This window comes from Polaromonas sp. JS666 (genome assembly GCF_900103405.1).
Taxonomy (GTDB): Bacteria; Pseudomonadota; Gammaproteobacteria; order Burkholderiales; family Burkholderiaceae_C; genus Polaromonas.
Map to the genome: position 1 here is coordinate 194,044 of NZ_FNHX01000005.1, position 20,844 is coordinate 214,887.

The 20,844-nt window shown below is 63.3% G+C and carries 19 protein-coding genes and 1 tRNA gene; 11 read left to right on the forward strand and 9 right to left on the reverse strand.

The window, feature by feature from the left end; all coding sequences use genetic code 11:
* The first annotated feature begins 181 nt into the window (after positions 1-181).
* The 9 genes from BLQ85_RS14460 (at position 182) to BLQ85_RS14500 (ending at position 7,318) form a co-directional block, all read left to right on the forward strand.
* Complete coding sequence (locus BLQ85_RS14460; RefSeq protein ID WP_074577943.1) at positions 182-1,165, forward strand: polyprenyl synthetase family protein; 984 nt, start codon at positions 182-184, stop codon at positions 1,163-1,165.
* A gap of 15 nt (positions 1,166-1,180) precedes the next feature.
* A tRNA-Pro gene (locus BLQ85_RS14465) sits at positions 1,181-1,257 on the forward strand.
* Positions 1,258-1,390: 133 nt separating this feature from the next.
* Positions 1,391-3,124, forward strand: coding sequence for a type IV-A pilus assembly ATPase PilB (pilB, locus tag BLQ85_RS14470; protein WP_074577944.1), 1,734 nt, complete (start codon positions 1,391-1,393; stop codon positions 3,122-3,124).
* 84 nt (positions 3,125-3,208) lie between these two features.
* Positions 3,209-4,426 carry a type II secretion system F family protein gene (locus tag BLQ85_RS14475; RefSeq protein WP_074577945.1) on the forward strand — a complete coding sequence of 406 codons (1,218 nt, stop codon included), beginning with the start codon at positions 3,209-3,211 and terminating at the stop codon, positions 4,424-4,426.
* Positions 4,426-5,277 carry a prepilin peptidase gene (locus BLQ85_RS14480; RefSeq protein ID WP_074577946.1) on the forward strand — a complete coding sequence of 284 codons (852 nt, stop codon included), beginning with the start codon at positions 4,426-4,428 and terminating at the stop codon, positions 5,275-5,277. Before BLQ85_RS14475 ends, BLQ85_RS14480 begins: the two co-directional genes overlap by 1 nt.
* A gap of 4 nt (positions 5,278-5,281) precedes the next feature.
* Complete coding sequence (gene coaE / locus BLQ85_RS14485; protein ID WP_074577947.1) at positions 5,282-5,893, forward strand: dephospho-CoA kinase; 612 nt, start codon at positions 5,282-5,284, stop codon at positions 5,891-5,893.
* A 45-nt stretch (positions 5,894-5,938) separates the two neighbouring features.
* Positions 5,939-6,694, forward strand: coding sequence for a cell division protein ZapD (zapD, locus tag BLQ85_RS14490; protein WP_074577948.1), 756 nt, complete (start codon positions 5,939-5,941; stop codon positions 6,692-6,694).
* A gap of 62 nt (positions 6,695-6,756) precedes the next feature.
* Positions 6,757-6,972 carry a DNA gyrase inhibitor YacG gene (locus tag BLQ85_RS14495; RefSeq protein ID WP_007868011.1) on the forward strand — a complete coding sequence of 72 codons (216 nt, stop codon included), beginning with the start codon at positions 6,757-6,759 and terminating at the stop codon, positions 6,970-6,972.
* A gap of 73 nt (positions 6,973-7,045) precedes the next feature.
* The gene (locus BLQ85_RS14500; protein ID WP_074578215.1) at positions 7,046-7,318 is read left to right on the forward strand and encodes a hypothetical protein; all 273 of its coding nucleotides are present in this window, start codon (positions 7,046-7,048) and stop codon (positions 7,316-7,318) included.
* 51 nt (positions 7,319-7,369) lie between these two features.
* Here BLQ85_RS14500 and grxD read toward each other — a convergent pair whose 3' ends face one another.
* The 4 genes from grxD to hemA form a co-directional block, all read right to left on the reverse strand.
* On the reverse strand, positions 7,370-7,699 hold the full coding sequence (gene grxD / locus BLQ85_RS14505; protein WP_007868007.1) for a Grx4 family monothiol glutaredoxin: 330 nt from the start codon (positions 7,697-7,699) through the stop codon (positions 7,370-7,372).
* A 147-nt stretch (positions 7,700-7,846) separates the two neighbouring features.
* Positions 7,847-8,701: a peptide chain release factor N(5)-glutamine methyltransferase gene (gene prmC / locus BLQ85_RS14510; protein ID WP_074577949.1), complete on the reverse strand. Its 855-nt coding sequence runs from the start codon at positions 8,699-8,701 to the stop codon at positions 7,847-7,849.
* A gap of 12 nt (positions 8,702-8,713) precedes the next feature.
* Positions 8,714-9,835, reverse strand: coding sequence for a peptide chain release factor 1 (prfA, locus tag BLQ85_RS14515; protein WP_074577950.1), 1,122 nt, complete (start codon positions 9,833-9,835; stop codon positions 8,714-8,716).
* Positions 9,836-9,948: 113 nt separating this feature from the next.
* Positions 9,949-11,238, reverse strand: a complete 1,290-nt coding sequence (gene hemA / locus BLQ85_RS14520) for a glutamyl-tRNA reductase (protein ID WP_074577951.1) — start codon at positions 11,236-11,238, stop codon at positions 9,949-9,951.
* 116 nt (positions 11,239-11,354) lie between these two features.
* On the opposite strand from hemA, the gene BLQ85_RS14525 reads away from it, so the two are divergent.
* Entirely contained in the window at positions 11,355-11,645 is a 291-nt protein-coding gene (locus BLQ85_RS14525) for a hypothetical protein (RefSeq protein WP_074577952.1), read from the forward strand.
* 4 nt (positions 11,646-11,649) lie between these two features.
* Here the strand turns inward: BLQ85_RS14525 and ugpQ are convergent, their stop codons facing one another.
* The 5 genes from ugpQ to ugpB form a co-directional block, all read right to left on the reverse strand.
* Positions 11,650-12,402 (reverse strand): glycerophosphodiester phosphodiesterase, encoded by a 753-nt coding sequence (ugpQ, locus tag BLQ85_RS14530; protein ID WP_074577953.1) that lies wholly within the window; start codon positions 12,400-12,402, stop codon positions 11,650-11,652.
* A 40-nt stretch (positions 12,403-12,442) separates the two neighbouring features.
* Positions 12,443-13,462 carry a sn-glycerol-3-phosphate import ATP-binding protein UgpC gene (locus BLQ85_RS14535; RefSeq protein ID WP_074577954.1) on the reverse strand — a complete coding sequence of 340 codons (1,020 nt, stop codon included), beginning with the start codon at positions 13,460-13,462 and terminating at the stop codon, positions 12,443-12,445.
* A gap of 32 nt (positions 13,463-13,494) precedes the next feature.
* Entirely contained in the window at positions 13,495-14,346 is an 852-nt protein-coding gene (ugpE, locus tag BLQ85_RS14540) for a sn-glycerol-3-phosphate ABC transporter permease UgpE (RefSeq protein WP_074577955.1), read from the reverse strand.
* 1 nt (position 14,347) lies between these two features.
* Positions 14,348-15,229: a sn-glycerol-3-phosphate ABC transporter permease UgpA gene (ugpA, locus tag BLQ85_RS14545; RefSeq protein ID WP_074577956.1), complete on the reverse strand. Its 882-nt coding sequence runs from the start codon at positions 15,227-15,229 to the stop codon at positions 14,348-14,350.
* Between the two features lie 133 nt (positions 15,230-15,362).
* On the reverse strand, positions 15,363-16,676 hold the full coding sequence (ugpB, locus tag BLQ85_RS14550) for a sn-glycerol-3-phosphate ABC transporter substrate-binding protein UgpB (protein WP_074577957.1): 1,314 nt from the start codon (positions 16,674-16,676) through the stop codon (positions 15,363-15,365).
* Positions 16,677-16,896: 220 nt separating this feature from the next.
* Between ugpB and BLQ85_RS14555 the strand changes: the two genes are divergently transcribed.
* Positions 16,897-20,796: a DUF3683 domain-containing protein gene (locus BLQ85_RS14555; protein WP_074577958.1), complete on the forward strand. Its 3,900-nt coding sequence runs from the start codon at positions 16,897-16,899 to the stop codon at positions 20,794-20,796.
* Positions 20,797-20,844: the final 48 nt, after the last annotated feature.

The window sequence follows — 20,844 nt, forward strand, 5'->3', positions numbered from 1 at the left end:
GACCTCGTAAATTGAGTTCTGCAGACGGATTTCCGCAGAGCCGGCTATTCTAGCATGGCGGGCCAAAATTGGCCAGAGGGGCGATTTTGCGGGTTTTTGGGCTGGTTTGCCGGGCCGGCCGGGCCAGGGTGTGCAGGGCGGCTTCCTATAATCGGCCCAAACTTAACGTCTGGATCGCCTTTTGTCTGCCAATTCTTCAAGCACCGCCGCCGCCCTCGCCCTGATTGCCGACGACATGCGCGGGATGGACATGGTGATCGAGCGCCGCCTGAAGTCCGAGGTGCCGCTGGTCAGCCAGGTTTCCAGCTACATCGTGGCGGCCGGCGGAAAACGGCTTCGCCCCGCCCTTTTGCTGCTGATGTGCGGCGCGCTGGGCTACCGGGGCGATCAGCGTTACAACCTCGCGGCTGTCGTGGAGTTCATCCACACGGCGACCCTGCTTCATGACGACGTCGTGGACGAGTCCACCCTGCGCCGCGGCCGCGCGACCGCCAACGAGGCCTTTGGCAACCCGGCGAGCGTGCTGGTTGGCGATTTCCTGTACTCCCGGGCTTTCCAGATGATGGTGGAAGCCGGGGACATGCGCGTCATGCAAACCCTGGCCGAAGCTACCAATGTGATTGCGGAAGGAGAGGTGCTGCAGCTCATGAATATGCATGACGCGGCGCTGTCCGAGGAAGGCTACCTCAGGGTGATCCGCTCCAAAACAGCCAAGCTGTTCGAGGCCAGTGCCCGCCTGGCGGCTTTGCTGGCGCAGTCGCCGCCCACTATCGAGCAAAGCTGCGCCGACTATGGCCAGGCCTTGGGCACGGCATTCCAGGTGATCGACGACGTGCTCGACTACGATGGCGACGTTTCGGAAATGGGGAAAAACCTGGGGGACGACCTGCGGGAAGGCAAGGCAACCCTGCCTTTGATCATCGCGATGCAGCGTGGCAGCGAGGCGGAGCGGGCCACTATCCGGCAGGCCATTGAAACTGGCGGGACCGACCAGATGGGACAGATCATCGCGATCGTGCAGCAGACCGGCGCGCTGCGGGCAACCCGTGATGCCGCAGCCCTGGAGGCCCAGCGTGCGCTGAATGCCTTGCAGATGTTGCCGCAAAACATTTACAGTAATGCCTTGACGCAGCTGGCCTCCCAATTGCTGGAGAGGCGTTCCTGATTGCTTGTGTGACGGCGGGGTGTAGCTTAGCCTGGTAGAGCGCTACGTTCGGGACGTAGAGGCCGGAGGTTCGAATCCTCTCACCCCGACCAGGCCTGTGTTCTTTCTTCTTAAGTGTGCGTTTCTTCGCATAGTTCCAACGCTGTCTGCGGCGGGCAGGGTGTTTTCGATTTACACCCGGGAATCTATAAGCGATGATACATATTTGAGCTAAACCCGAGAACCATGGCCGCTGTCGACACCGCAATCAACCAATCGCCTTCCATGGCCTTGCCCGGCTTGGGACGGGCTCTGGTGGTGGCGGGGAAACTGGGTCAAAAGGCCGCCGAAGACATTTTTCGCAAGGCGCAAAGCGGGCGCACCAGCTTCATCGCCGAGCTGACGGGGTCCGGCGCGGTTTCCGCGTTCGACCTGGCCCATACCATGTCCACGGCTTTTGCCGCGCCTTTGCTGGATCTGGAGGCCATTGATGCCCAGCGTTTGCCCAAGGGCCTGCTCGACCCCAAGATCTGCACGACCTACCGTATTGTTGTCCTGAGCAAGCGCAACAACCGCCTGATTGTCGCGACGGCGGACCCGTCCGACCAGGAGGCCGCGGAAAAAATCAAGTTCTCCACCCAGATGGGGGTGGACTGGGTGATCGCCGAATACGACAAGCTTTCCAAGCTGGTGGAGGTTTCCAACACCTCCGCGACCGAGGCCATGGAAAGCATCATCGGCGACGACTTCGAGTTTGACGAGTCCACCGCCGACGCGACGGCCGAGGACAGCGAAGCCAGCGTCTCCGAGGTCGAAGATGCCCCGGTTGTCAAATTCCTGCAGAAAATGCTGCTCGATGCCTTCAGCATGCGGGCCTCCGACCTGCACTTCGAGCCCTTCGAGCACACCTACCGCGTGCGTTTTCGTGTTGACGGCGAATTGCGCGAAATCGCCTCGCCGCCTGTGGCCATCAAGGAAAAGCTGGCCGCGCGCATCAAGGTCATTTCCAAGCTCGATATTTCCGAAAAGCGCGTGCCGCAAGACGGCAAGATGAAGCTCAAGATAGGCCCGGACCGGGTGATCGATTTCCGGGTCAGCACCCTGCCCACCATGTATGGCGAAAAAATCGTCATTCGTATTCTTGACCCGAGCAGCGCCAAGCTGGGCATCGATGCGCTGGGCTATGAGCCGGCGGAGAAAGAGCGCCTGCTGCACGCCATCCAGAGGCCGTACGGCATGGTTCTCGTGACCGGCCCCACGGGTTCGGGCAAGACCGTTTCGCTCTACACCTGCCTGAACATCCTCAACAAGCCCGGCGTCAACATCGCGACGGCCGAAGATCCCGCCGAAATCACCTTGCCGGGCGTCAACCAGGTGAGCATGAACGACAAGGCGGGCATGACCTTTTCGGTCGCGCTCAAGGCCTTCTTGCGGCAGGATCCCGACATCATCATGGTTGGTGAGATCCGGGACCTGGAAACCGCCGATATCGCGATCAAGGCCGCCCAGACCGGCCATATGGTCATGTCGACGCTGCACACCAACGATGCGCCGACCACACTGACGCGTATGCGCAACATGGGCATCGCACCCTTTAACATCGCTTCCAGCGTGATCCTGATCACCGCCCAGCGGCTGGCACGGCGCCTGTGCCCCAACTGCAAAGCCCCTGCGGACATCCCGCGCGAGACCCTGCTGGACGCGGGTTTCACCGAAGACGATGTGGACGGTTCCTGGACGCCTTACCGGCCGGTTGGTTGCTCCATGTGTACGAATGGTTACAAAGGCCGGGTCGGTGTTTATCAGGTTATGCCCATTTCCGAAGAGATTCAGCGTATCGTCCTTCGCGACGGCAGCGCCCTGGAAATCGCGGCCCAAGCGGAGGCGGAGGGAGTCAAAAGCTTGCGCCAGTCGGGGTTGTCCAAAGTCAAGCTCGGCATGACTTCGCTGGAAGAAATTCTGGGCTGTACCAATGTTTAAGCAGCTGCGTTCAAGAGCCGCCACCCGGCGGTGTGACCGTGGCGACAGGGCGGTCTGAGACTGTCGATACAACGAGAAAGCATCATGGCAACTGCAGTATCCAAGGGCGTCAAGGAATTTGTTTTCGAGTGGGAGGGCAAGGACCGCGGCGGCAAGCAGGTCCGCGGAGAAATCCGGGCCGCCGGCGAAAATCAGGTCAAGTCCTCGCTGCGCCGCCAGGGCGTCTTGCCCACCAAAATCAAGAAGCGCAAGATGCGCTCCGGCAAGGCCATCGCCCCCAAGGACATTGCCATTTTTACCCGCCAGCTGGCCACCATGATGAAGGCCGGCGTACCGCTGCTGCAGTCGTTTGACATCGTGGGCCGCGGCAACCCCAATGCCAGCGTCACCAAGCTGCTCAATGATGTGCGCACCGACGTGGAAACCGGCACCTCCCTGAGCGCCGCATTTCGCAAATACCCGCTGTATTTCAATGCGCTTTATTGCAACCTGGTAGAGGCTGGCGAGGCCGCCGGTATCCTGGAGTCCCTGCTGGATCGCCTTGCGACCTACATGGAAAAAACCGAGGCCATCAAGTCCAAGATCAAGTCGGCCCTGATGTACCCCATCTCCGTGGTGGTCGTGGCCTTTGTGGTGGTGGCCGTCATCATGATTTTTGTGATTCCGGCGTTCAAAACCGTGTTTTCCTCATTCGGCGCGGATTTGCCGGCGCCCACGCTGATCGTCATTGCGATCAGCGAGTTTTTTGTGGCTTATTGGTGGCTGATTTTCGGCGGCATAGGCGGTGGGCTTTATTTCTTCTTCCAGGCCTGGAAGCGCAACGAGAAAATGCAGAAGTTCATGGACAGGGTTTTGCTCAAGATTCCCGTGTTCGGCGCCTTGATCGAAAAATCCTGTATTGCCCGCTGGACGCGCACGCTTTCGACCATGTTCGCTGCGGGCGTGCCGCTGGTGGAGGCGCTGGATTCCGTCGGCGGTGCTTCCGGCAATTCGCTGTTTGCCGATGCCACCGAGAAAATCCAGCAGGAAGTCTCAACGGGCACCAGCCTGACGGCGGCCATGACGAATGCCAATTTGTTCCCGTCCATGGTGCTGCAGATGTGCTCGATCGGCGAGGAATCCGGCTCCATCGACCACATGCTGGGCAAGGCCGCCGACTTTTATGAGGCTGAAGTCGATGAAATGGTGGCGGGCCTTTCCAGCCTGATGGAGCCCATCATCATCGTGTTCCTGGGCACCCTGATCGGCGGCATTGTGGTCTCCATGTACCTGCCTATTTTCAAGCTGGGCCAAGTCGTTTGATGGGGATCGGTCTCGGGCCGGCGTTCGATGCTTTGCTGGCCGGTTTTCTGGGCCTTCTGATCGGCAGTTTTCTCAATGTTGTCATCTACCGCCTGCCCAAAATCATGGAGCGGCAGTGGGCGCGGGAATGCGCCGAACTGAGCGAAACGCCCCCGGAGCCCACCGAAAAATTCAATTTGCTGGTGCCGCGTTCGCGCTGCTCCAGCTGCGGCCATGTCATACGCTGGTATGAAAACATCCCGGTCGCCAGCTACCTGTTCCTGCGGGGCAAATGCTCGGTGTGCGGCACGCCCTACGGCTTGCGCTATCCCGTCGTGGAAGCGGTGACGGGCGCGCTGTTCTTTTTTTGCGTGTCGCGCTGGGGCTGGTCGCTGACCGCCCTGGCTTGGTGCGGCTTTTCCGCCGCCTTGCTGACCTTGGCCGTCATCGATTGGGACACCACACTGCTGCCGGACGACATCACCTTGCCTTTGCTATGGGCCGGCCTGATCGTCGCCGCCCTGCAGTGGAATCCCCCGGTCAGTTTGCCGACGGCCTTGTGGGGAGCCGTGGCCGGGTATCTCAGCCTGTGGCTGGTGTACTGGGCCTTCAAGCTGGCGACCGGCAAGGAGGGTATGGGCTACGGCGATTTCAAGCTTTTCGCCGCGCTCGGCGCCTGGTTTGGCTGGCCGGCGCTGGTGCCCATGATCCTGATGGCCTCCGTGATAGGCGCCGTCGTCGGCATCGCGATGAAGTTTTCCAGCGGATTGCGTGAGGGCGGTTATGTGCCCTTCGGCCCGTTCCTGGCCGGGGCGGGCTTCACGGCCATGGTCTTCGGGCCCCAATCCATCTTGCGGTTTATCGGCCTGTGATGCCATGCGCCGTGCAGCTTTGCGCATCGGACTGACCGGCGGCATAGGCAGCGGAAAAAGCACGGTTGCCCGCGCCCTGGTGGCCTGCGGCGCGGCACTGGTGGATGCCGATGCCATCTCCCGCGCGGTCACGGCGGCTGACGGTGCCGCTGTCAAGGAGATCGCCGCGCAATTCGGCGCCCAGATGGTCACGGCCGAAGGCGCCATGGACCGGGACCGGATGCGCCAGCTGGCCTTTGACGATCCGTCCGTCAGGCGGCGGCTGGAAGCCATCGTCCACCCTCTGGTCAGCCAGGAAACCTTGCGGCAATACGAGCAGGCCGCCGCTGCCGGCCGCGCCTGCGTGGTGTTCGACGTCCCTTTGCTGGTGGAATCCGGCCGCTGGCGGCAGCAGCTGGACCGGGTGCTGGTAGTGGACTGCAGCGAAGCCACCCAGGTCAGCCGGGTGATGGCCCGCAACGGCTGGCCCCGGGAGGCGGTGGAAAAAGTCATTGCCGGCCAGGCCAGCCGCGCGCAGCGCCTGTCGGCCGCCGACATATGCCTGCACAATGATGGTTTGCCGCTGGAGGCCCTGGACGCCGAGGTGCGGCGGCTTGCCGGGCGCTTCGGGCTATGATGCGCAAACAAACCTCCTCATTGATGCCGACGAAAACCTAGCGCTGTGATCCTTTACGAGTACCCTTTTCACGAACGCATACGCACGTATTTGCGACTTGAACACCTGTTCCGCCGCCTTGGTGAACTGGTGGAACGGGACAGCCCGACGGACCACCACTACGCCATCACGACCATCTTTGAAATCATGGACGTGGGCGCCCGAGCCGACCTCAAAACCGATGTGCTCAAGGACCTTGAGAAGCAGAAACACGTGCTCAATGGCTATCGCGGCAACCCGGCCATTTCCGAGGCCGTTCTTGACGAGGTGACCGGGCAGCTCGAAAGCTGCTTTTCCGCCCTGAACAGCCTGCCCGGCAAGGCCGGCCAATCCCTGACCGAAAACGACTGGCTCATGAGCATACGCAGCCGCGTCGGCATTCCGGGTGGCACCTGCGAATTTGACCTGCCGGCCTATTACGCCTGGCAGCACCTGCAGGCCGAGGTGCGCAAGCAAGACCTGCAGCGCTGGATCACCCCGCTGGTGCCCCTGGCCGAGTCCATACGCGTGCTGCTGACCTTGCTGCGCGACTCCGGGGCGCCGCAAAAAGTGGTGGCGCCGGGTGGCCAATACCAGCAGACGCTGCCGCAAGGGCGCACTTTCCAGCTCCTGCGCCTGCGCATAGACCCCGCCCTGGGGCTGATCCCCGAGATCAGCGGCAACCGCCTGATTGTGTCGGTGCGCCTCATGCGCCACGGCGATGACGACCGGCTGCATGCCAGCACCGAAGATTCGGCGTTTGAACTGACGCTCTGCTCCTGACCCGCGGACTCGTCGACCCCAGGCCGCCCTGCCCCGATGGCTCCCCAGACTTGTCCTGAAACATGCCTGCGATGAAAAAAGAATCCCCACCCGTCAAACTGGTCGTGTGCCCAGGCTGCGGCGGTGAAAGCGTTTATGCGCCCAGCAACCCGTTTCGCCCGTTTTGCAGCGAGCGCTGCAAAAACATAGACCTGGGCGCCTGGGCCAGCGAAGGTTTTCGCCTGCCCGCGGATACACCGCCCGACGACGAAGTTTTTGGCGATCCCAAGCTGCAATAAAATTTGCCGAGGCACGCGGTGTCACCCGCGTTTCGTGAGAGAGCAAAAAAGCAAAAAAGAGAGGGAGCGAAAAATGAGCAAGAAGTCTTTGATGGCGCCGTTCCTGGCCGCGATCATGGTGGCCGCCCTGGCGGCAAGCCATGCGCAGGCGCAAACCCAGCCGGCGCAGGAGGGCGACAAGCCCGCCAAGTCCAAATCCAAAAAAAACGCCGCCAAATCCGCGGCGGGCGGCAAGGTCAAGTTCATCAATGGGTCCGGCGAAACGCCCGCCCAGCGCACCGCGCGCCTCAAGCGCGAATGCAAGGGCGGCGTGGACGCGGGGGCCTGCTCGGGCTACACGCGCTGACCGGTATTCGACCCGGTAGGGGAGGCGGCCCGCTGGGGGCTGCCTAAGCCTTCAGGCTGCCGGCGTGCCCAGCACCTGCTGGAGTTCGCCGCTCTGGTACATCTCCATCATGATGTCCGAGCCGCCAATGAATTCCCCCTTCACATACAGCTGGGGAATGGTGGGCCAGTTGCTGAATTCCTTGATGCCCTGGCGAATTTCTTCGTCCTCCAGCACGTTTACCGTGGCGGGCTTGTTCACGCCGCAGGCCTTGAGGACCTGGATGGCGCGGCCGGAGAAACCGCACATGGGGAACTGGGCCGTGCCCTTCATGAAGAGGACCACGTCGCTCGATTTGACGATTTCGGCGATGCGTTGCTGGGTGGGGTCTGTGCTGCTCATGGTGAAAATCCTTTGGGAATCCTTGGGGAGGCCCTGAAGCCCGTGCCCGGCCCCGAATCGGGGACAGGTAATGTCAATTAGATGGAATCTGGCAAGCAGAATTCAACAGCCCGATTATCCCGCCGTTTGGCATCCCGCGTGGCCGGCTCACCCGCCAGGCCACAATCCGCCCGAGCAGCGCGCGATGCCGGCCAGGTCCAGCCGGTTTTGGACTTGCACAAAGCCCTCACGGGCCAGCAGTGCACACACCGCCTCGGCCTGGTCGTAGCCATGCTCCAGCAACAGCCAGCCGCCGGGCAGCAGGCTGTCGGGGGCCTGCCGGGCGATTGCCCGTATGTCGTCCAGCCCGTCCTCGCCGGCAGCCAGGGCGGCCAGGGGCTCATAAGCCAAGGCTTCCAGATGAGGGTCGGCACTGGCGATATACGGCGGATTGCTGACGATCAGGTGAAAGTGTCCGCCAACTTTCTCCAGCCAGTGGCTTTCGATGAAATCCAGCTTCAGCCCCAGCCGGGCGGCGTTGCCGCGGGCCACCTCCAGCGCATCGGCGCTCGCATCCACGGCCGTGACCTTGCCCTGGCGGCCGTCGGCCTGCAGGCTGTGCGCGATGGCCAGCGCGATCGCACCGCTGCCCGTGCCCAGGTCCAGCACAGAGGGGGCCGCCGGCACGCCGGGTGCCCGCAGGCACTCGAGCGCCCACTCGACCAGGGTTTCGGTGTCGGGCCGCGGCACCAGCACACGGGCATCCACCCGCAGCGCCAGGCCAAAAAATTCCTTTTCGCCGACGATGTAGGCCAGGGGCTCTCCGGCGACCCGACGCAGGCACACGGCGCGGAAATTTTCAGCTGCCTGCTGCGGCAGCACATCGGTGTCGTGCGCCAGCAGCCAGGCTCGCGCGTCGCCGGGCTTGCCCAGGGCGTGCAGCAGCAGCAACTGGGCGTCCAGCCGGTCCAGTCCCAGGGTCTGGGCGGCGGCCAGGACCTGGGCGCAGTTGGGCGCGTTCATGGTGGGGAGACCTCAGAGCCCGCTGTTGGCGGTTTCGAGTTCGGCCAGCTGCTCGGCACCGCGCGCCACCTGCAGCGCGGTGATCACGTCGCCCAGGTCGCCTTCCATGATGGCCAGCAGCTTGTACAGCGTCAGGTTGATGCGGTGGTCGGTCAGGCGCCCTTGCGGGAAGTTGTAGGTGCGTATACGGTCGCTGCGGTCGCCCGTGCCGACCAGGCCCTTGCGCAGGGCCGCGTCCTTGGCGGCGCGCTCCGCGCGGTCTTTTTCATGGATGCGGGCAGTCAGCACCTTGAGCGCCTGGGCCTTGTTGCTGTGCTGGCTGCGGCCTTCCTGGCATTCGGCGACGATTCCGGTCGGGATGTGCGTGATGCGCACGGCCGAGTCGGTCTTGTTGATGTGCTGGCCGCCGGCGCCGCTGGCGCGGTAGGTGTCTATGCGCAGGTCGGCCGGGTTGATCTGTATGGCCACGGCCTCGTCGGGTTCGGGCATCACGGCCACGGTGCAGGCGCTGGTGTGGATGCGGCCCTGGGTTTCGGTGGCGGGCACGCGTTGCACGCGGTGGCCGCCCGATTCAAAGCGCAGCTTGCCGTAGACGCCCACGCCCATGGCGTCGGCGGCGCCCTCGATGCGCAGCACCACCTCCTTGTAGCCGCCCAGCTCGCTGGGCGACTCGCTGATGATCTCGACCTGCCAGCGGTTGCGCTCGGCAAAGCGGGTGTACATGCGGAACAGGTCGCCCGCAAACAGCGCCGACTCGTCGCCGCCCGTGCCCGCGCGGATTTCCACAAAGGCCGGCCGCACGTCGTCCGGGTCCTTGGGAATCAGCATCAGCTGCAGGGCTTCGTCGATCTGCGCGATGTCGGCCTTGGCCGCGGCGATCTCTTCTTCGGCCATGGCGGCCATCTCGGGATCGTCCTTGGCTTCGGCCAGCATGCTTTCAGCGCCGGCCAGGTCGGCCTCGCGGCCGGTCAGCCGCATGTACTGCTCGGCTACCACGCTGGCCTCGGCATGTTCGCGGGTCAGGGCGCGAAATCGGTCCAGGTCGCTGACCACGTCGCTGGCGGACAGCAGCGCGTCCAGCTCGTGCAGCCGCAAAAGCTGGCGGTCCAGGGTTTGGCGAAGAAAGGGTTTCATGGATGTGGGGGCGGGAAAGCCGAAAGAGCCGAAAGATCCGAAGAGGAGGCCGCAAGGCCGTCAATAAAGCCGCCGGCTGGCGCCGGCGCGAGACATCAGCGCAGGGGCGTGCGCTAACGCTCTTTGTCGTCGGACTGGATTTTGGGCAGCTGGCCGCGCAAAAACAGCCTGGAGACGGCCTGCGCCGTGGCTTCACGGCTGCTGGCATCGCCCGCATGCAGCTCGGCCAGTGTGCCGTGCAGCATTTTCTGGGTCAGACCGCGGGTCAAGGCTTCCAGCACCGTGTCGATAGGCTCGCCCTTGGCCAGCAGCTTTTTGGCGCGCACGATTTCGGTGGCGCGCCATTCGTCGGTTTGCGCATTGAGCTGCTGGATCAGCGGCACGCTGCGTCGCTGGCTCAGCCAGTGCATGAAGTTCTGAACGCCGGCGTCGATGATGACCTCGGCCTGCGCCACGGCGGCCTTGCGGCTGTCCTTGCCGGTCTGCACCACGTGCGCCAGGTCGTCCACCGTGTAGAGGTAGATGTCAGGCAGGGCCTTGACTTCGGGCTCGATGTCGCGCGGCACGGCCAGGTCGACCATGAACATGGGGCGGTGCTTGCGCAGCTTGACGGCGCGCTCCACCGCGCCCAGGCCGATGATGGGCAGTGTGCTGGCTGTGCAGCTGATCACCGCGTCGAATTCGTGCAGGCGGCTGGGCAAATCGGCCAGGCGCATCACTTCGGCGCCAAAGCGGCCGGCCAGTTTTTCGCCGCGCTCCAGCGTGCGGTTGGCAATTGCCATGGCCTTGGGGTTTTTGGCGGCGAAGTGGGTGGCCGCCAGGTCGATCATTTCGCCCGCGCCGACAAACAGCACCTTGATGTCGCTCAGGTTCTCAAACAGCTGGCCGGCCAGGCGCACGCTGGCCGCCGCCATGCTGATGCTGTGCGCGCCGATTTCGGTGCTGCTGCGCACTTCCTTGGCCACGGCGAAAGAACGCTGGAACAGCTGGTGCAGCGTGGTGCCCATGGCGCCGGCGTCTTCGGCGGCGCGCACCGCGTCTTTCATCTGGCCCAGGATTTGCGGCTCGCCCAGCACCATGGAGTCCAGGCCGCTGGCCACGCGAAAGGCGTGGCGGGCGACCTGGTCGCCCTGTAGCGTGTAGGCATGGGAGCGCAGCAGGGCGGGCGAGACGCCGCCGTTGTGCGCCAGCCACTCCAGCGTGTGGTCCAGGTCGGTCTTGTCGCCGGCGCAGTAGATTTCGGTGCGGTTGCAGGTCGAGAGCAGCGTCGCCTCGGGCTGGCGCGCCAGCGAGGCGCGCAGGCCGCGCAAAGTGGGCTCGATCTGGTCCAGGGCGTAGGCGAATCGCCCGCGCAAATCGAGCGGTGCGGTGTTATGGTTTAGCCCAAGGGCCCAGACTGACATTCCCGGATTATAAAATTGAAGCGGCCGGGCCGGCGGGAAGCCCTGACAATCGCCCTGATAGCCCTTTTGAGGGCCTGTTTTGGCGCCTTCCCGGCATCTCCAACCATCGCAAGCGCATGACCTTTTACCTGCTGGCCAATCACCTGCTCAATTTTGTCCTGCCGGCCGCCGCCGTCGCGCTGCTGCTGGTGCTGTCCAGCCGTGTCTTTGGCGGGCTGTTCAGGTCAAGCCGGCCTGTCGCCGCCACCTGGTGGGCGCAGACGGTGATTGTTTTCGCCGCGAATGTGGCGGTGCTGGTCGCCGGCCTGGTGTTTTTCGGCCGCGACGGGAAGATGATGACCTACGCGGCAATGGTGGCCAGCGCTGCCGTCTGCCAATGGATATTGCTGGGCGCCTGGCGGGCTTGAAAGCCTAGTCGGGCTTGAAGACGTCCACCGCGTCCGTGATGATGCCGTCGGTGCCCAACGCCAGCAGCCGCTGCACATTCGCCTCGTCGTTTACCGTATAGCTCAGCAGCCTGAAGCCGGCTTTTTTGGCCTGCGCCACGGTGTCGGCATTCCAGAGCTTGTGGTTGCAGACAATGGCCACGCAGCCCAGCCGGGCCGCTGTTTCCAGCCAGTCGGCGGGCAGTTTGTCGAGCAGCAGGCCGCGCGGCAGCTGGGGCTGGGCGGCGCGGGCCGCTTCCAGTGACAGCGGCTGGAAAGACGTCAACAGCGGCGGGACCGCCGCTGCCTGCCACAGCCGGGCCGCTTCGTTGGCCACGACGGTGCCGGTACGGGCCTCCGCGCCCGGCGTGGGCTTGATCTCGATATTCAGGAAATAGGCTTTGTCCAGGCAAAAGCGGGCGATGCGCTCAAAGCTGGCCAGACCTTCGGCGGCAAAGGCCGGCGAATGCCAGCTGCCCGCGTCCAGCTTTGCCAGCGCTTCCCAGTTCAACTCGCCGGCCACGCCTTTGCCGTTGCTGGTGCGCTCCAGCGTCGCGTCATGCAGCAAAAACGGGACGCCGTCGGCGCTGAGCTTCACATCGCACTCGAACATGCGGTAGCCGTGGCGGGCACCCAACATGAAGGAAGCCAGGGTGTTTTCAGGCGCCAGCTTGCCGGCACCGCGGTGCGCCACCCAGCGCGGATAAGGCCAGCTGGCGGCGGTCACGGGATTCGTCATGGTCTTCTCGGGAACTGCTAAAACTGCGGAAATTGAAAGATTACAGGCGTTTTCCGGTGTCCGCGTCAAACCAGTGCAGGCGGTCGGCGCGCGGCGTGACGTGGATGGTCGCGCCGATTTCGGGCGCCGTCGACAGGCTTTCATCGGTGCGCACGATGAGGGCTTCGCTGCCCATGCGGCAATACACCAGCCGCTCGGCCCCCAGCATTTCAATCGTGTCGACCTGCACCGCCCAGCCGGTGGCGCCTACCGTCAAGTGCTCGGGCCGTATGCCCAGGATGGCGCCCGGCTTGCCGCCGAAATCGGCATTCGGCGCCTGCTTGAGCAGGTTCATGGGCGGCGAGCCCATGAAACTCGCCACAAAGGTGGTGGCGGGGCGGTTGTAGACCTCTTCGGGCGTTCCGAACTGCTCCATGCGGCCCGCGTTCATCACCATCATGCGCTGCGCCAGCGTCATGGCCTCGACCTGGTCGTGGGTGACGAAGAGCGAGGTGATGCCGAGTTCGCGGTGCAGCTTCTGGATTTCCAGGCGCGTCTGCACGCGCAGCTTGGCGTCCAGGTTGGACAGCGGCTCGTCGAACAGAAACACCTGCGGCTGGCGCACGATGGCGCGGCCCATGGCCACGCGCTGGCGCTGGCCGCCCGAAAGCGCGCGGGGCTTGCGGTCCAGCAGGTGGCCCAGCTCCAGGATCTTGGCGGCCTTGTCGACGCGCGCCTTGATCTCGTCCTTGGGCACCTTGGCGATCTTCAGGCCGTAGGCCATGTTGTCGAAGACGCTCATGTGCGGGTAAAGCGCATAGTTCTGGAACACCATGGCGATGTCCCGCTCGGAAGGTTCCAGCTCGTTGACGACCTTGCCGCCTATGGAGATTTGCCCGTCGCTGACTTCCTCCAGGCCGGCCACCATGCGCAGCAGGGTGGATTTGCCGCAGCCCGAGGGCCCGACGATCACGATGAATTCGTGGTCGGCGATGTCGGCGTTCACGCCGTGCAGCACCTGCAGCGCGTCCTTGCCGGAGCCGTAGCGCTTGATGACGTTGTTGAATGAAAGGGATGCCATATCTGTGTTCCGTCTTGTCTTGTTGGTTTCTTTTATTTCTCGGTGTCGACCAGGCCCTTGACGAACCATTTCTGCATCAGCACCACCACCAGGGCGGGCGGCAGCATCGCCAGGATGGCGGTCGCCATGACCACGTTCCATTCGTTCTGGCCGTCGCCACCGGCGATCATGCGCTTGATGCCCACGACCACCGGGTACATGTCTTCACTGGTCGTGGCCAGCAGCGGCCAGAGGTACTGGTTCCAGCCGTAGATGAACTGGATGACAAAAAGCGCCGCGATCGAGGTCTTGGACAGCGGCAGCAGCACGTCGAAGAAAAAGCGCATGGGGCTGGCGCCGTCCATGCGCGAGGCCTCGGTCAGCTCTTCGGGCACCGTCAGGAAGAACTGGCGGAACAGGAAGGTCGCCGTCGCCGAGGCGATCAGCGGCACGGTCAGGCCCGCGTAGGTGTTGAGCATGTTCAGGTCCGACAGCACCTTGTAGGTGGGCAGGATACGGACCTCCACCGGCAGCATCAGGGTGATGAAGATGGCCCAGAAGCAGGTCTTCTTGAAGGGAAAGCGAAAATACACGATGGCAAAGGCCGACAGCAGCGAGATGGCGATCTTGCCGATGGCGATCACCATCGCGGTGACGAAGCTGACCCACATCATGTGCGCTACCGGCGCGTTGGAGCCGGCCGCGGACTCGCGCCCGAACAGCGCCGCCTTGTAGCTGTCGAGCATGTTCATGCCTGGCAGCATCGGCATGGGCCGTTGCACGATTTCCTGTGCGGTGTGGGTAGACGCCACGAAGGCCAGATAGATGGGGAAGGCAACGATGATGACCCCAAGGATTACCACCAGGTGGGCCAGAATGCCCCGGCTTGTTCGTTTTTCAACCATGTCAGTACTGCACCTTCTTTTCAACGTAGCGGAACTGCACGATGGTGAGCGCGATGACAATCACCATCAGCACGACCGATTGCGCGGCCGACCCGCCCAGGTCCAGCGCCTTGAAGCCGTCGTGATAGACCTTGTAAACGAGGATTTCGGTGTCCTTGCCGGGGCCGCCCTCGGTGGCGGCGTGGACGATGGCGAAGGTATCGAAGAAGGCGTAGACCACGTTCATGACCAGCAGGAAGAAGGTAGTGGGCGACAGCAACGGGAACTGCACCGTCCAGAACCTGCGCCAGGGGCGGGCGCCGTCGATGGCCGCGGCTTCGATCAGTGATTTGGGAATCGACTGCAGGCCGGCCAGGAAGAACAGGAAGTTGTAGGAAATCTGCTTCCACACCGCGGCCATCACGATCAGCGTCATCGCCTGCCGCGAGTTGAGCAGGTGGTTCCAATCGATGCCGATCTTGCCCAGGGCGTAGGCGACGACGCCCAGCGAGGGCGAGAACATGAATACCCACAGTACGGCCGCCACGGCGGGCGCCACGGCATAGGGCAGGATCAGCATGGTTTTGTAGAACATGCCGCCGCGCACGATGCGGTCGGCGAAGACGGCCAGCACCAGCGACAGGGTGATGCCTATGCCGGCCACCATCACCGAGAAAAACGCGGTTGTCTTGAACGACTCCACGTAGCCTGGGTCGTCGAGCAGTTGGCTGAAATTGGCCATACCGACGAACTCGACGGAGGTGCCGAAAGCATCCTGCTGCTGCATCGACTGCAGGATGGCCTGAGCGGCGGGCCAGAAGAAAAACACCAGGATGACCGCCATTTGCGGCAGCAGCAGCAGCCAGGGCAACCAGCTAGATCGAAAGAAAACGCGTTTTTCCATAGGGCCTTCTAGTGGGCAGAAACTTGGGGGCACTTAAACATGAAACCCGCCTGGCCATCCCTTTGTCTTGGGGAGGGGGATCAGGCGGGCAGAGTGTAGCCCGGCGGGCGGGCTTGCGCTGTCTCTTGTGCGATCAGTTCTTGTTGGCCTTCTGGAAGCGTTCAAGCTGCTCGTTGCCACGCTTGACGATGGAATCCAGGGCTTCTTTGGCCGTCTTTTTACCGTTCCAGACCTGTTCGAGTTCTTCGTCCTCGATTGCGCGTATCTGGACATAGTTGCCCAGACGGATGCCGCGGCTCTTGTCAGTGACTTTGCGAATCATCTGTGTGACCGCGACGTCTGTGCCCGGATTTTGTTTGTAGAAGCCGGACTTTTCGGTCAGGTCGTACGAAGCCATCGTCACGGGCAGGTAACCGGTGCGCTTATGGCTGGCCGACTGCACTTCAGGGGTCGAAATGAAACTGAAGAACTTGGCGACACCCTTGTATTCGGCAGGCTTTTTGCCCGACATGACCCAGAGGCTGGCGCCACCGATCACGGTGTTCTGCGGCGCGCCGGGAACGTCCTGGTAGTAAGGCAGCGGGGCCAGGCCGTAGGCGAACTTGGCGTTCTTGGCCACGTTGCCGTAAAAGCCCGACGAGGTGTTGATCATGGCGCACTCACCCGACACAAAACTCGCCTCCGGCACATTGCCGCGGCCCTTATAGACGAAGAGGCCCTGCTTGGCCATATTGGCCAGGTTTTCGATGTGACGCACATGCAGCGGCGAATCCACCTTCAGGCGCGCATCCATGCCTTGCAGGCCGTTGGCTTTGGTGGCGAATTCGACGTTGTGCCAGGCCGAGAAGCTCTCCACCTGCGTCCAGTTTTGCCAGGCGGTCGTGAAGGGGCACTTATGGCCGGATGCCTTCAGTTTGGCGGCGGCGTTGACGACTTCCGGCCAGGTGACGGGCGCTTTGTCGGTCGGCAGGCCGGCAGCCTTGAACGCGTCTTTGTTGAAATAGAAGATGGTGGTGGAGCTGTTGAAGGGGAAACTCAACATCTGGCCGTTCGGCGCGGTGTAATAGCCGGCGACAGCGGGGATGTAGGCTTTCGGGTCAAATTTTTCTCCCGCGTCCTGCATGATCTTGCCGACCGGGACGATGGCTCCCTTGCTGGCCTGCATCGTGGCGGTGCCGACTTCGAACACCTGCAGGACGTGGGGCGCATTGCCGGCACGGAAGGCCGCGATGGCGGCGGTCATGGATTCGTCGTAGCTGCCCTTGAAGGTGGGTACCACCTTGTATTCCTTCTGGCTTTCGTTGAATTGCTTGGCCAGGTCATTGACCCATTCGCCGTTGACGGCCGTCATGGAGTGCCACCACTGGATCTCGGTCTGCGCCTGACCGGCCAAAGGCACACAAAGGCCTAGGGCCGCAAAAGCGAAGGCGGAAAGACGGTTTTTCATTAAAACTCCTGGGATTTGGGCGCGAACAGGCGCGCCAAGTTAAACGGGACAGTCTAGAAACTGTTTATGACACGTGGATTTAAGCGATTTGGGAGACGCCCGACAAGCGGGATTTCCATAAGACGACTTAGGACCGGTGCGGGCAGAGCCCCAAATGGTGCGCTGCGGTAATATAGAGCAACAGCGCTGGACACTGGTCTGAAGCCGCTGGCTTTTCACGATGAACGCCCCTACCACACTCCAAGAACTCCATGTCTTTGCCGGCGACGCAAAGGCCGGCGAAGCCCGCATCCGCGAAATTCCCTATAACTACACCTCGTTTTCCGACCGCGAGGTGGTGATACGTCTGCTCGGCGAACGCGCCTGGGACCTGCTGAACCGGCTTCGCGACGAGCGCCGCACCGGCCGCTCCGCGCGCATGCTGTATGAGGTGCTGGGGGACATCTGGGTGGTGCAGCGCAACCCCTATTTGCAGGACGACCTGCTGGACAACCCCAAGCGGCGCAAGCTGCTGGTCGACGCTTTGCAGCACCGGCTGACCGAGGTGGAAAAGCGCCGCACGCCGGATGCCGACCCGCAGCGCGACGCCATCGTGGGCGAATTGCTGGACGCCGCCCGCGCAGCGGTCACCCGCTTTTACACCTCCTTCAGCGAGATCTATGACCTGCGCCGGCTGGCTGAGCGCAAGCTGCGCAAGCTGACCCGCAACGACAACATCAAGTTCGACGGCCTCTCGCGGGTCTCGCACGTCACCGACGCGACCGACTGGCGCGTCGAATACCCCTTTGTGGTGCTCACGCCCGACACCGAAGTGGAAATGGCCGGCCTGGTCAAGGCCTGCATCGAACTGGGCCTGACCATCGTCCCGCGCGGCGGTGGCACCGGCTACACGGGCGGGGCGATTCCGCTGACCTGGAAGTCGGCCGTCATCAACACCGAAAAGCTCGAGGCCATGACCGAGGTCGAAATGGTCTCGCTGCCCGGCGTCGACAAGCCGGTCGCGACCATCTGGACGGAAGCCGGCGTGGTCACCCAGCGCGTGGCCGATGCGGCCGAGCGCGGCGGCTTTGTGTTCGCGGTCGACCCGACCTCGGCTGAAGCCTCCTGCATAGGCGGCAACATCGCGATGAACGCGGGCGGCAAAAAGGCCGTGCTCTGGGGCACCGCCCTGGACAACCTGGCCTCCTGGCGCATGGTCACGCCCGAGGCGACCTGGCTGGAGGTCACGCGCGTGAGCCACAACCTGGGCAAGATCCACGACGCCGACATGGCCAGCTTCGAGCTGCAGTATTTCGAGGCCGACGGCAAGACGCCGCTGCGCCGCGAGCGGCTGGACATTCCCGGCAAGTCCTTTCGCAAGGAAGGCCTGGGCAAGGACGTCACCGACAAGTTCCTCAGCGGCCTGCCGGGCATCCAGAAAGAAGGCTGCGACGGCCTGATCACCAGCGCGCGCTGGATCGTGCACCGCATGCCGGCGCACACGCGCACAGTCTGCATGGAGTTCTTCGGCAACGCCAAGGACGCGGTGCCCAGCATCGTCGAGATCAAGGACTTCATGTTCGCCGAGCAAAAGCGCGGCGGTGCCATCCTGGCCGGCCTGGAGCACCTGGACGACCGCTACCTGCGCGCCGTCGGCTACGCCACCAAGTCCAAGCGCGGCGGCCTGCCCAAGATGGTGCTGATCGGCGACATCGCCGGCGACGACGCCGACGTGGTGGCCCGCGCCACCAGCGAGATCGTACGCATCGCCAACTCGCGCAGCGGCGAGGGTTTTATCGCCATCAGCGCCGAAGCGCGCAAGAAGTTCTGGCTGGACCGCAAACGCACGGCGGCGATCTCCAAACACACCAACGCCTTCAAGATCAATGAAGACGTGGTGATTCCGCTGCCGCGCATGGCCGAGTACACCGACGGCATCGAGCAGATCAATATCGAGCTGAGCCTGCGCAACAAGATCAAGTTGTGCGACGAGCTCGAGGCCTTTTTCCTCCAGGGCAGCCTGCCCCTGGGCAAATCGGACGACGCCAACGACATTCCGTCGGCCGAACTGCTCGAAGATCGCGTCGCCCAGGCGCTGGCGCTGGTGGCCGAGGTGCGCGCGCTCTGGTCCGGCTGGCTGGAGGGCGTGGCCACTCTGTTCCCGCAGCTGCAGGACCATTCGCTGCGCGCCAGCTGGAAAACCCAGATTCGCGCTCCGCTGCAGGCGATTTTTTCGGGCGGCGCGTTCCTGCCCATCCTGGAAGAATGCACGGCCATCCACAAGCGCGTGCTCAAGGGCCGCGTCTGGGCGGCGCTGCACATGCACGCCGGCGACGGCAATGTGCACACCAACCTGCCGGTCAACAGCGACGACTACGAGATGCTGCAGACCGCGCACGAAGCCGTGGCGCGCATCATGGTGCTGGCCCGCTCGCTGGACGGCGTGATTTCCGGCGAGCACGGCATAGGCATCACCAAGCTCGAGTTCCTGACCGACGAGGAACTGCGGCCTTTCACCGAATACAAGCAGAAGGTCGACCCGCAAGGGCGCTTCAACAAGGGCAAGCTGCTGCGCAACCAGGGGCACCTTGGCAGGGAAGGGCAGGGGCTTCAGGCCGATTTGACCAACGCCTACACGCCCAGCTTCGGCCTGATGGGGCACGAGTCGCTGATCATGCAGCAGTCCGACATAGGCGCCATCGCCGACAGCGTGAAGGACTGCCTGCGCTGCGGCAAATGCAAGCCGGTGTGTGCCACCCACGTGCCGCGCGCCAACCTGCTGTACAGCCCGCGCAACAAGATCCTGGCGACCTCGCTGCTGGTGGAGGCCTTCCTGTACGAAGAGCAGACCCGGCGCGGCGTGAGCATCAAGCACTGGGAGGAGTTCGAGGACGTGGCCGACCACTGCACGGTCTGCCACAAGTGCCTGACCCCCTGCCCGGTGGACATCGACTTCGGCGAAGTGTCGATGAACATGCGCAACCTGCTGCGCAAGATGGGGCAGAAATCCTTCCGGCCCGGCAACGCCGCCGCCATGTTCTTCCTGAACGCGACCAACCCGCAGACCATCAAGTTCATGCGTGGCGCCATGGTGGACGTGGGTTTCAAGGCCCAGCGCCTGGCCAACGACCTGCTGCGCCGGCTGGCGCGCAAGCAGACGGCGCTGCCGCCGGCCACGGTCGGCAAGGCCCCCGTGAAAGAGCAGGTGATCCACTTCATCAACAAGAAGATGCCGGGCGGCCTGCCCAAAAAGACGGCGCGCGCGCTGCTGGACATCGAGGACAAGGACTACGTGCCCATCATCCGCAACCCGAAAAGCACCACCTCCGAAACTGAGGCCGTGTTCTATTTCCCGGGTTGCGGCTCCGAGCGGCTGTTCAGCCAGGTGGGCCTGGCGACGCAGGCCATGCTCTGGCACGCAGGCGTGCAGACCGTGCTGCCGCCGGGTTATCTGTGCTGCGGCTACCCGCAGCGCGGCAGTGGCCAGTTCGACAAGGCCGAAAAAATCATCACCGACAACCGGGTGCTGTTCCACCGCGTGGCCAACACGCTGAACTACCTGGACATCAAGACCGTGGTGGTCAGCTGCGGCACCTGCTACGACCAGCTGCAGGGCTATGAGTTCGAGAAAATCTTCCCGGGCTGCCGCATCATCGACATCCACGAGTACTTGCTCGAAAAAGGCATCACCCTGCGTACCGGCCAACCCGGTGCGGGCTATCTTTACCACGACCCCTGCCACAGCCCCATGAAGTTGCAGGAGCCGATGAAAACCGTCAAGGCCCTGATGGGCGACAACGTGCTCAAGAACGAGCGCTGCTGCGGCGAGTCGGGCACCTTGGGCGTCACCCGCCCCGACATCTCCACGCAAATCCGCTTTCGCAAGGAAGAGGAACTGCGCAAGGGCGAAGCCGCCCTGCGAGCGTCGGGCGCGGTCGCTGAAACCGCCAATGTGAAGATACTCACCAGTTGCCCGAGCTGCCTGCAAGGGCTCTCGCGCTACGGCGACGACCTGCAGAACGGCTTGCTCGAGGCGGACTACATCGTCGTCGAAATGGCCAACCAGATCCTGGGCAAGGAATGGCTGCCGGCCTATGTGGAGGCGGCCAACCACGGCGGCATCGAACGCGTGCTGGTTTAGGGCCAGGGTGTCAACAGAGATATTGCCAAAACCATGACGGCCGGTCTG

What these genes read in the sequence shown, in the direction of transcription:
- BLQ85_RS14480 (WP_074577946.1), top strand. Translation starts at nt 4,426, where the DNA reads ATGGGGATCGGTCTCGGGCCGGCGTTCGATGCTTTGCTGGCCGGTTTT.
- BLQ85_RS14525 (WP_074577952.1), top strand. Translation starts at nt 11,355, where the DNA reads ATGACCTTTTACCTGCTGGCCAATCACCTGCTCAATTTTGTCCTGCCG.
- ugpB (WP_074577957.1), bottom strand. Translation starts at nt 16,676, where the DNA reads ATGAAAAACCGTCTTTCCGCCTTCGCTTTTGCGGCCCTAGGCCTTTGT.
- ugpQ (WP_074577953.1), bottom strand. Translation starts at nt 12,402, where the DNA reads ATGACGAATCCCGTGACCGCCGCCAGCTGGCCTTATCCGCGCTGGGTG.
- hemA (WP_074577951.1), bottom strand. Translation starts at nt 11,238, where the DNA reads ATGTCAGTCTGGGCCCTTGGGCTAAACCATAACACCGCACCGCTCGAT.
- pilB (WP_074577944.1), top strand. Translation starts at nt 1,391, where the DNA reads ATGGCCGCTGTCGACACCGCAATCAACCAATCGCCTTCCATGGCCTTG.
- prfA (WP_074577950.1), bottom strand. Translation starts at nt 9,835, where the DNA reads ATGAAACCCTTTCTTCGCCAAACCCTGGACCGCCAGCTTTTGCGGCTG.
- BLQ85_RS14475 (WP_074577945.1), top strand. Translation starts at nt 3,209, where the DNA reads ATGGCAACTGCAGTATCCAAGGGCGTCAAGGAATTTGTTTTCGAGTGG.
- BLQ85_RS14535 (WP_074577954.1), bottom strand. Translation starts at nt 13,462, where the DNA reads ATGGCATCCCTTTCATTCAACAACGTCATCAAGCGCTACGGCTCCGGC.
- BLQ85_RS14495 (WP_007868011.1), top strand. Translation starts at nt 6,757, where the DNA reads ATGCCTGCGATGAAAAAAGAATCCCCACCCGTCAAACTGGTCGTGTGC.
- BLQ85_RS14555 (WP_074577958.1), top strand. Translation starts at nt 16,897, where the DNA reads ATGAACGCCCCTACCACACTCCAAGAACTCCATGTCTTTGCCGGCGAC.
- ugpA (WP_074577956.1), bottom strand. Translation starts at nt 15,229, where the DNA reads ATGGAAAAACGCGTTTTCTTTCGATCTAGCTGGTTGCCCTGGCTGCTG.
- grxD (WP_007868007.1), bottom strand. Translation starts at nt 7,699, where the DNA reads ATGAGCAGCACAGACCCCACCCAGCAACGCATCGCCGAAATCGTCAAA.
- ugpE (WP_074577955.1), bottom strand. Translation starts at nt 14,346, where the DNA reads ATGGTTGAAAAACGAACAAGCCGGGGCATTCTGGCCCACCTGGTGGTA.
- prmC (WP_074577949.1), bottom strand. Translation starts at nt 8,701, where the DNA reads ATGAACGCGCCCAACTGCGCCCAGGTCCTGGCCGCCGCCCAGACCCTG.
- coaE (WP_074577947.1), top strand. Translation starts at nt 5,282, where the DNA reads ATGCGCCGTGCAGCTTTGCGCATCGGACTGACCGGCGGCATAGGCAGC.
- BLQ85_RS14500 (WP_074578215.1), top strand. Translation starts at nt 7,046, where the DNA reads ATGAGCAAGAAGTCTTTGATGGCGCCGTTCCTGGCCGCGATCATGGTG.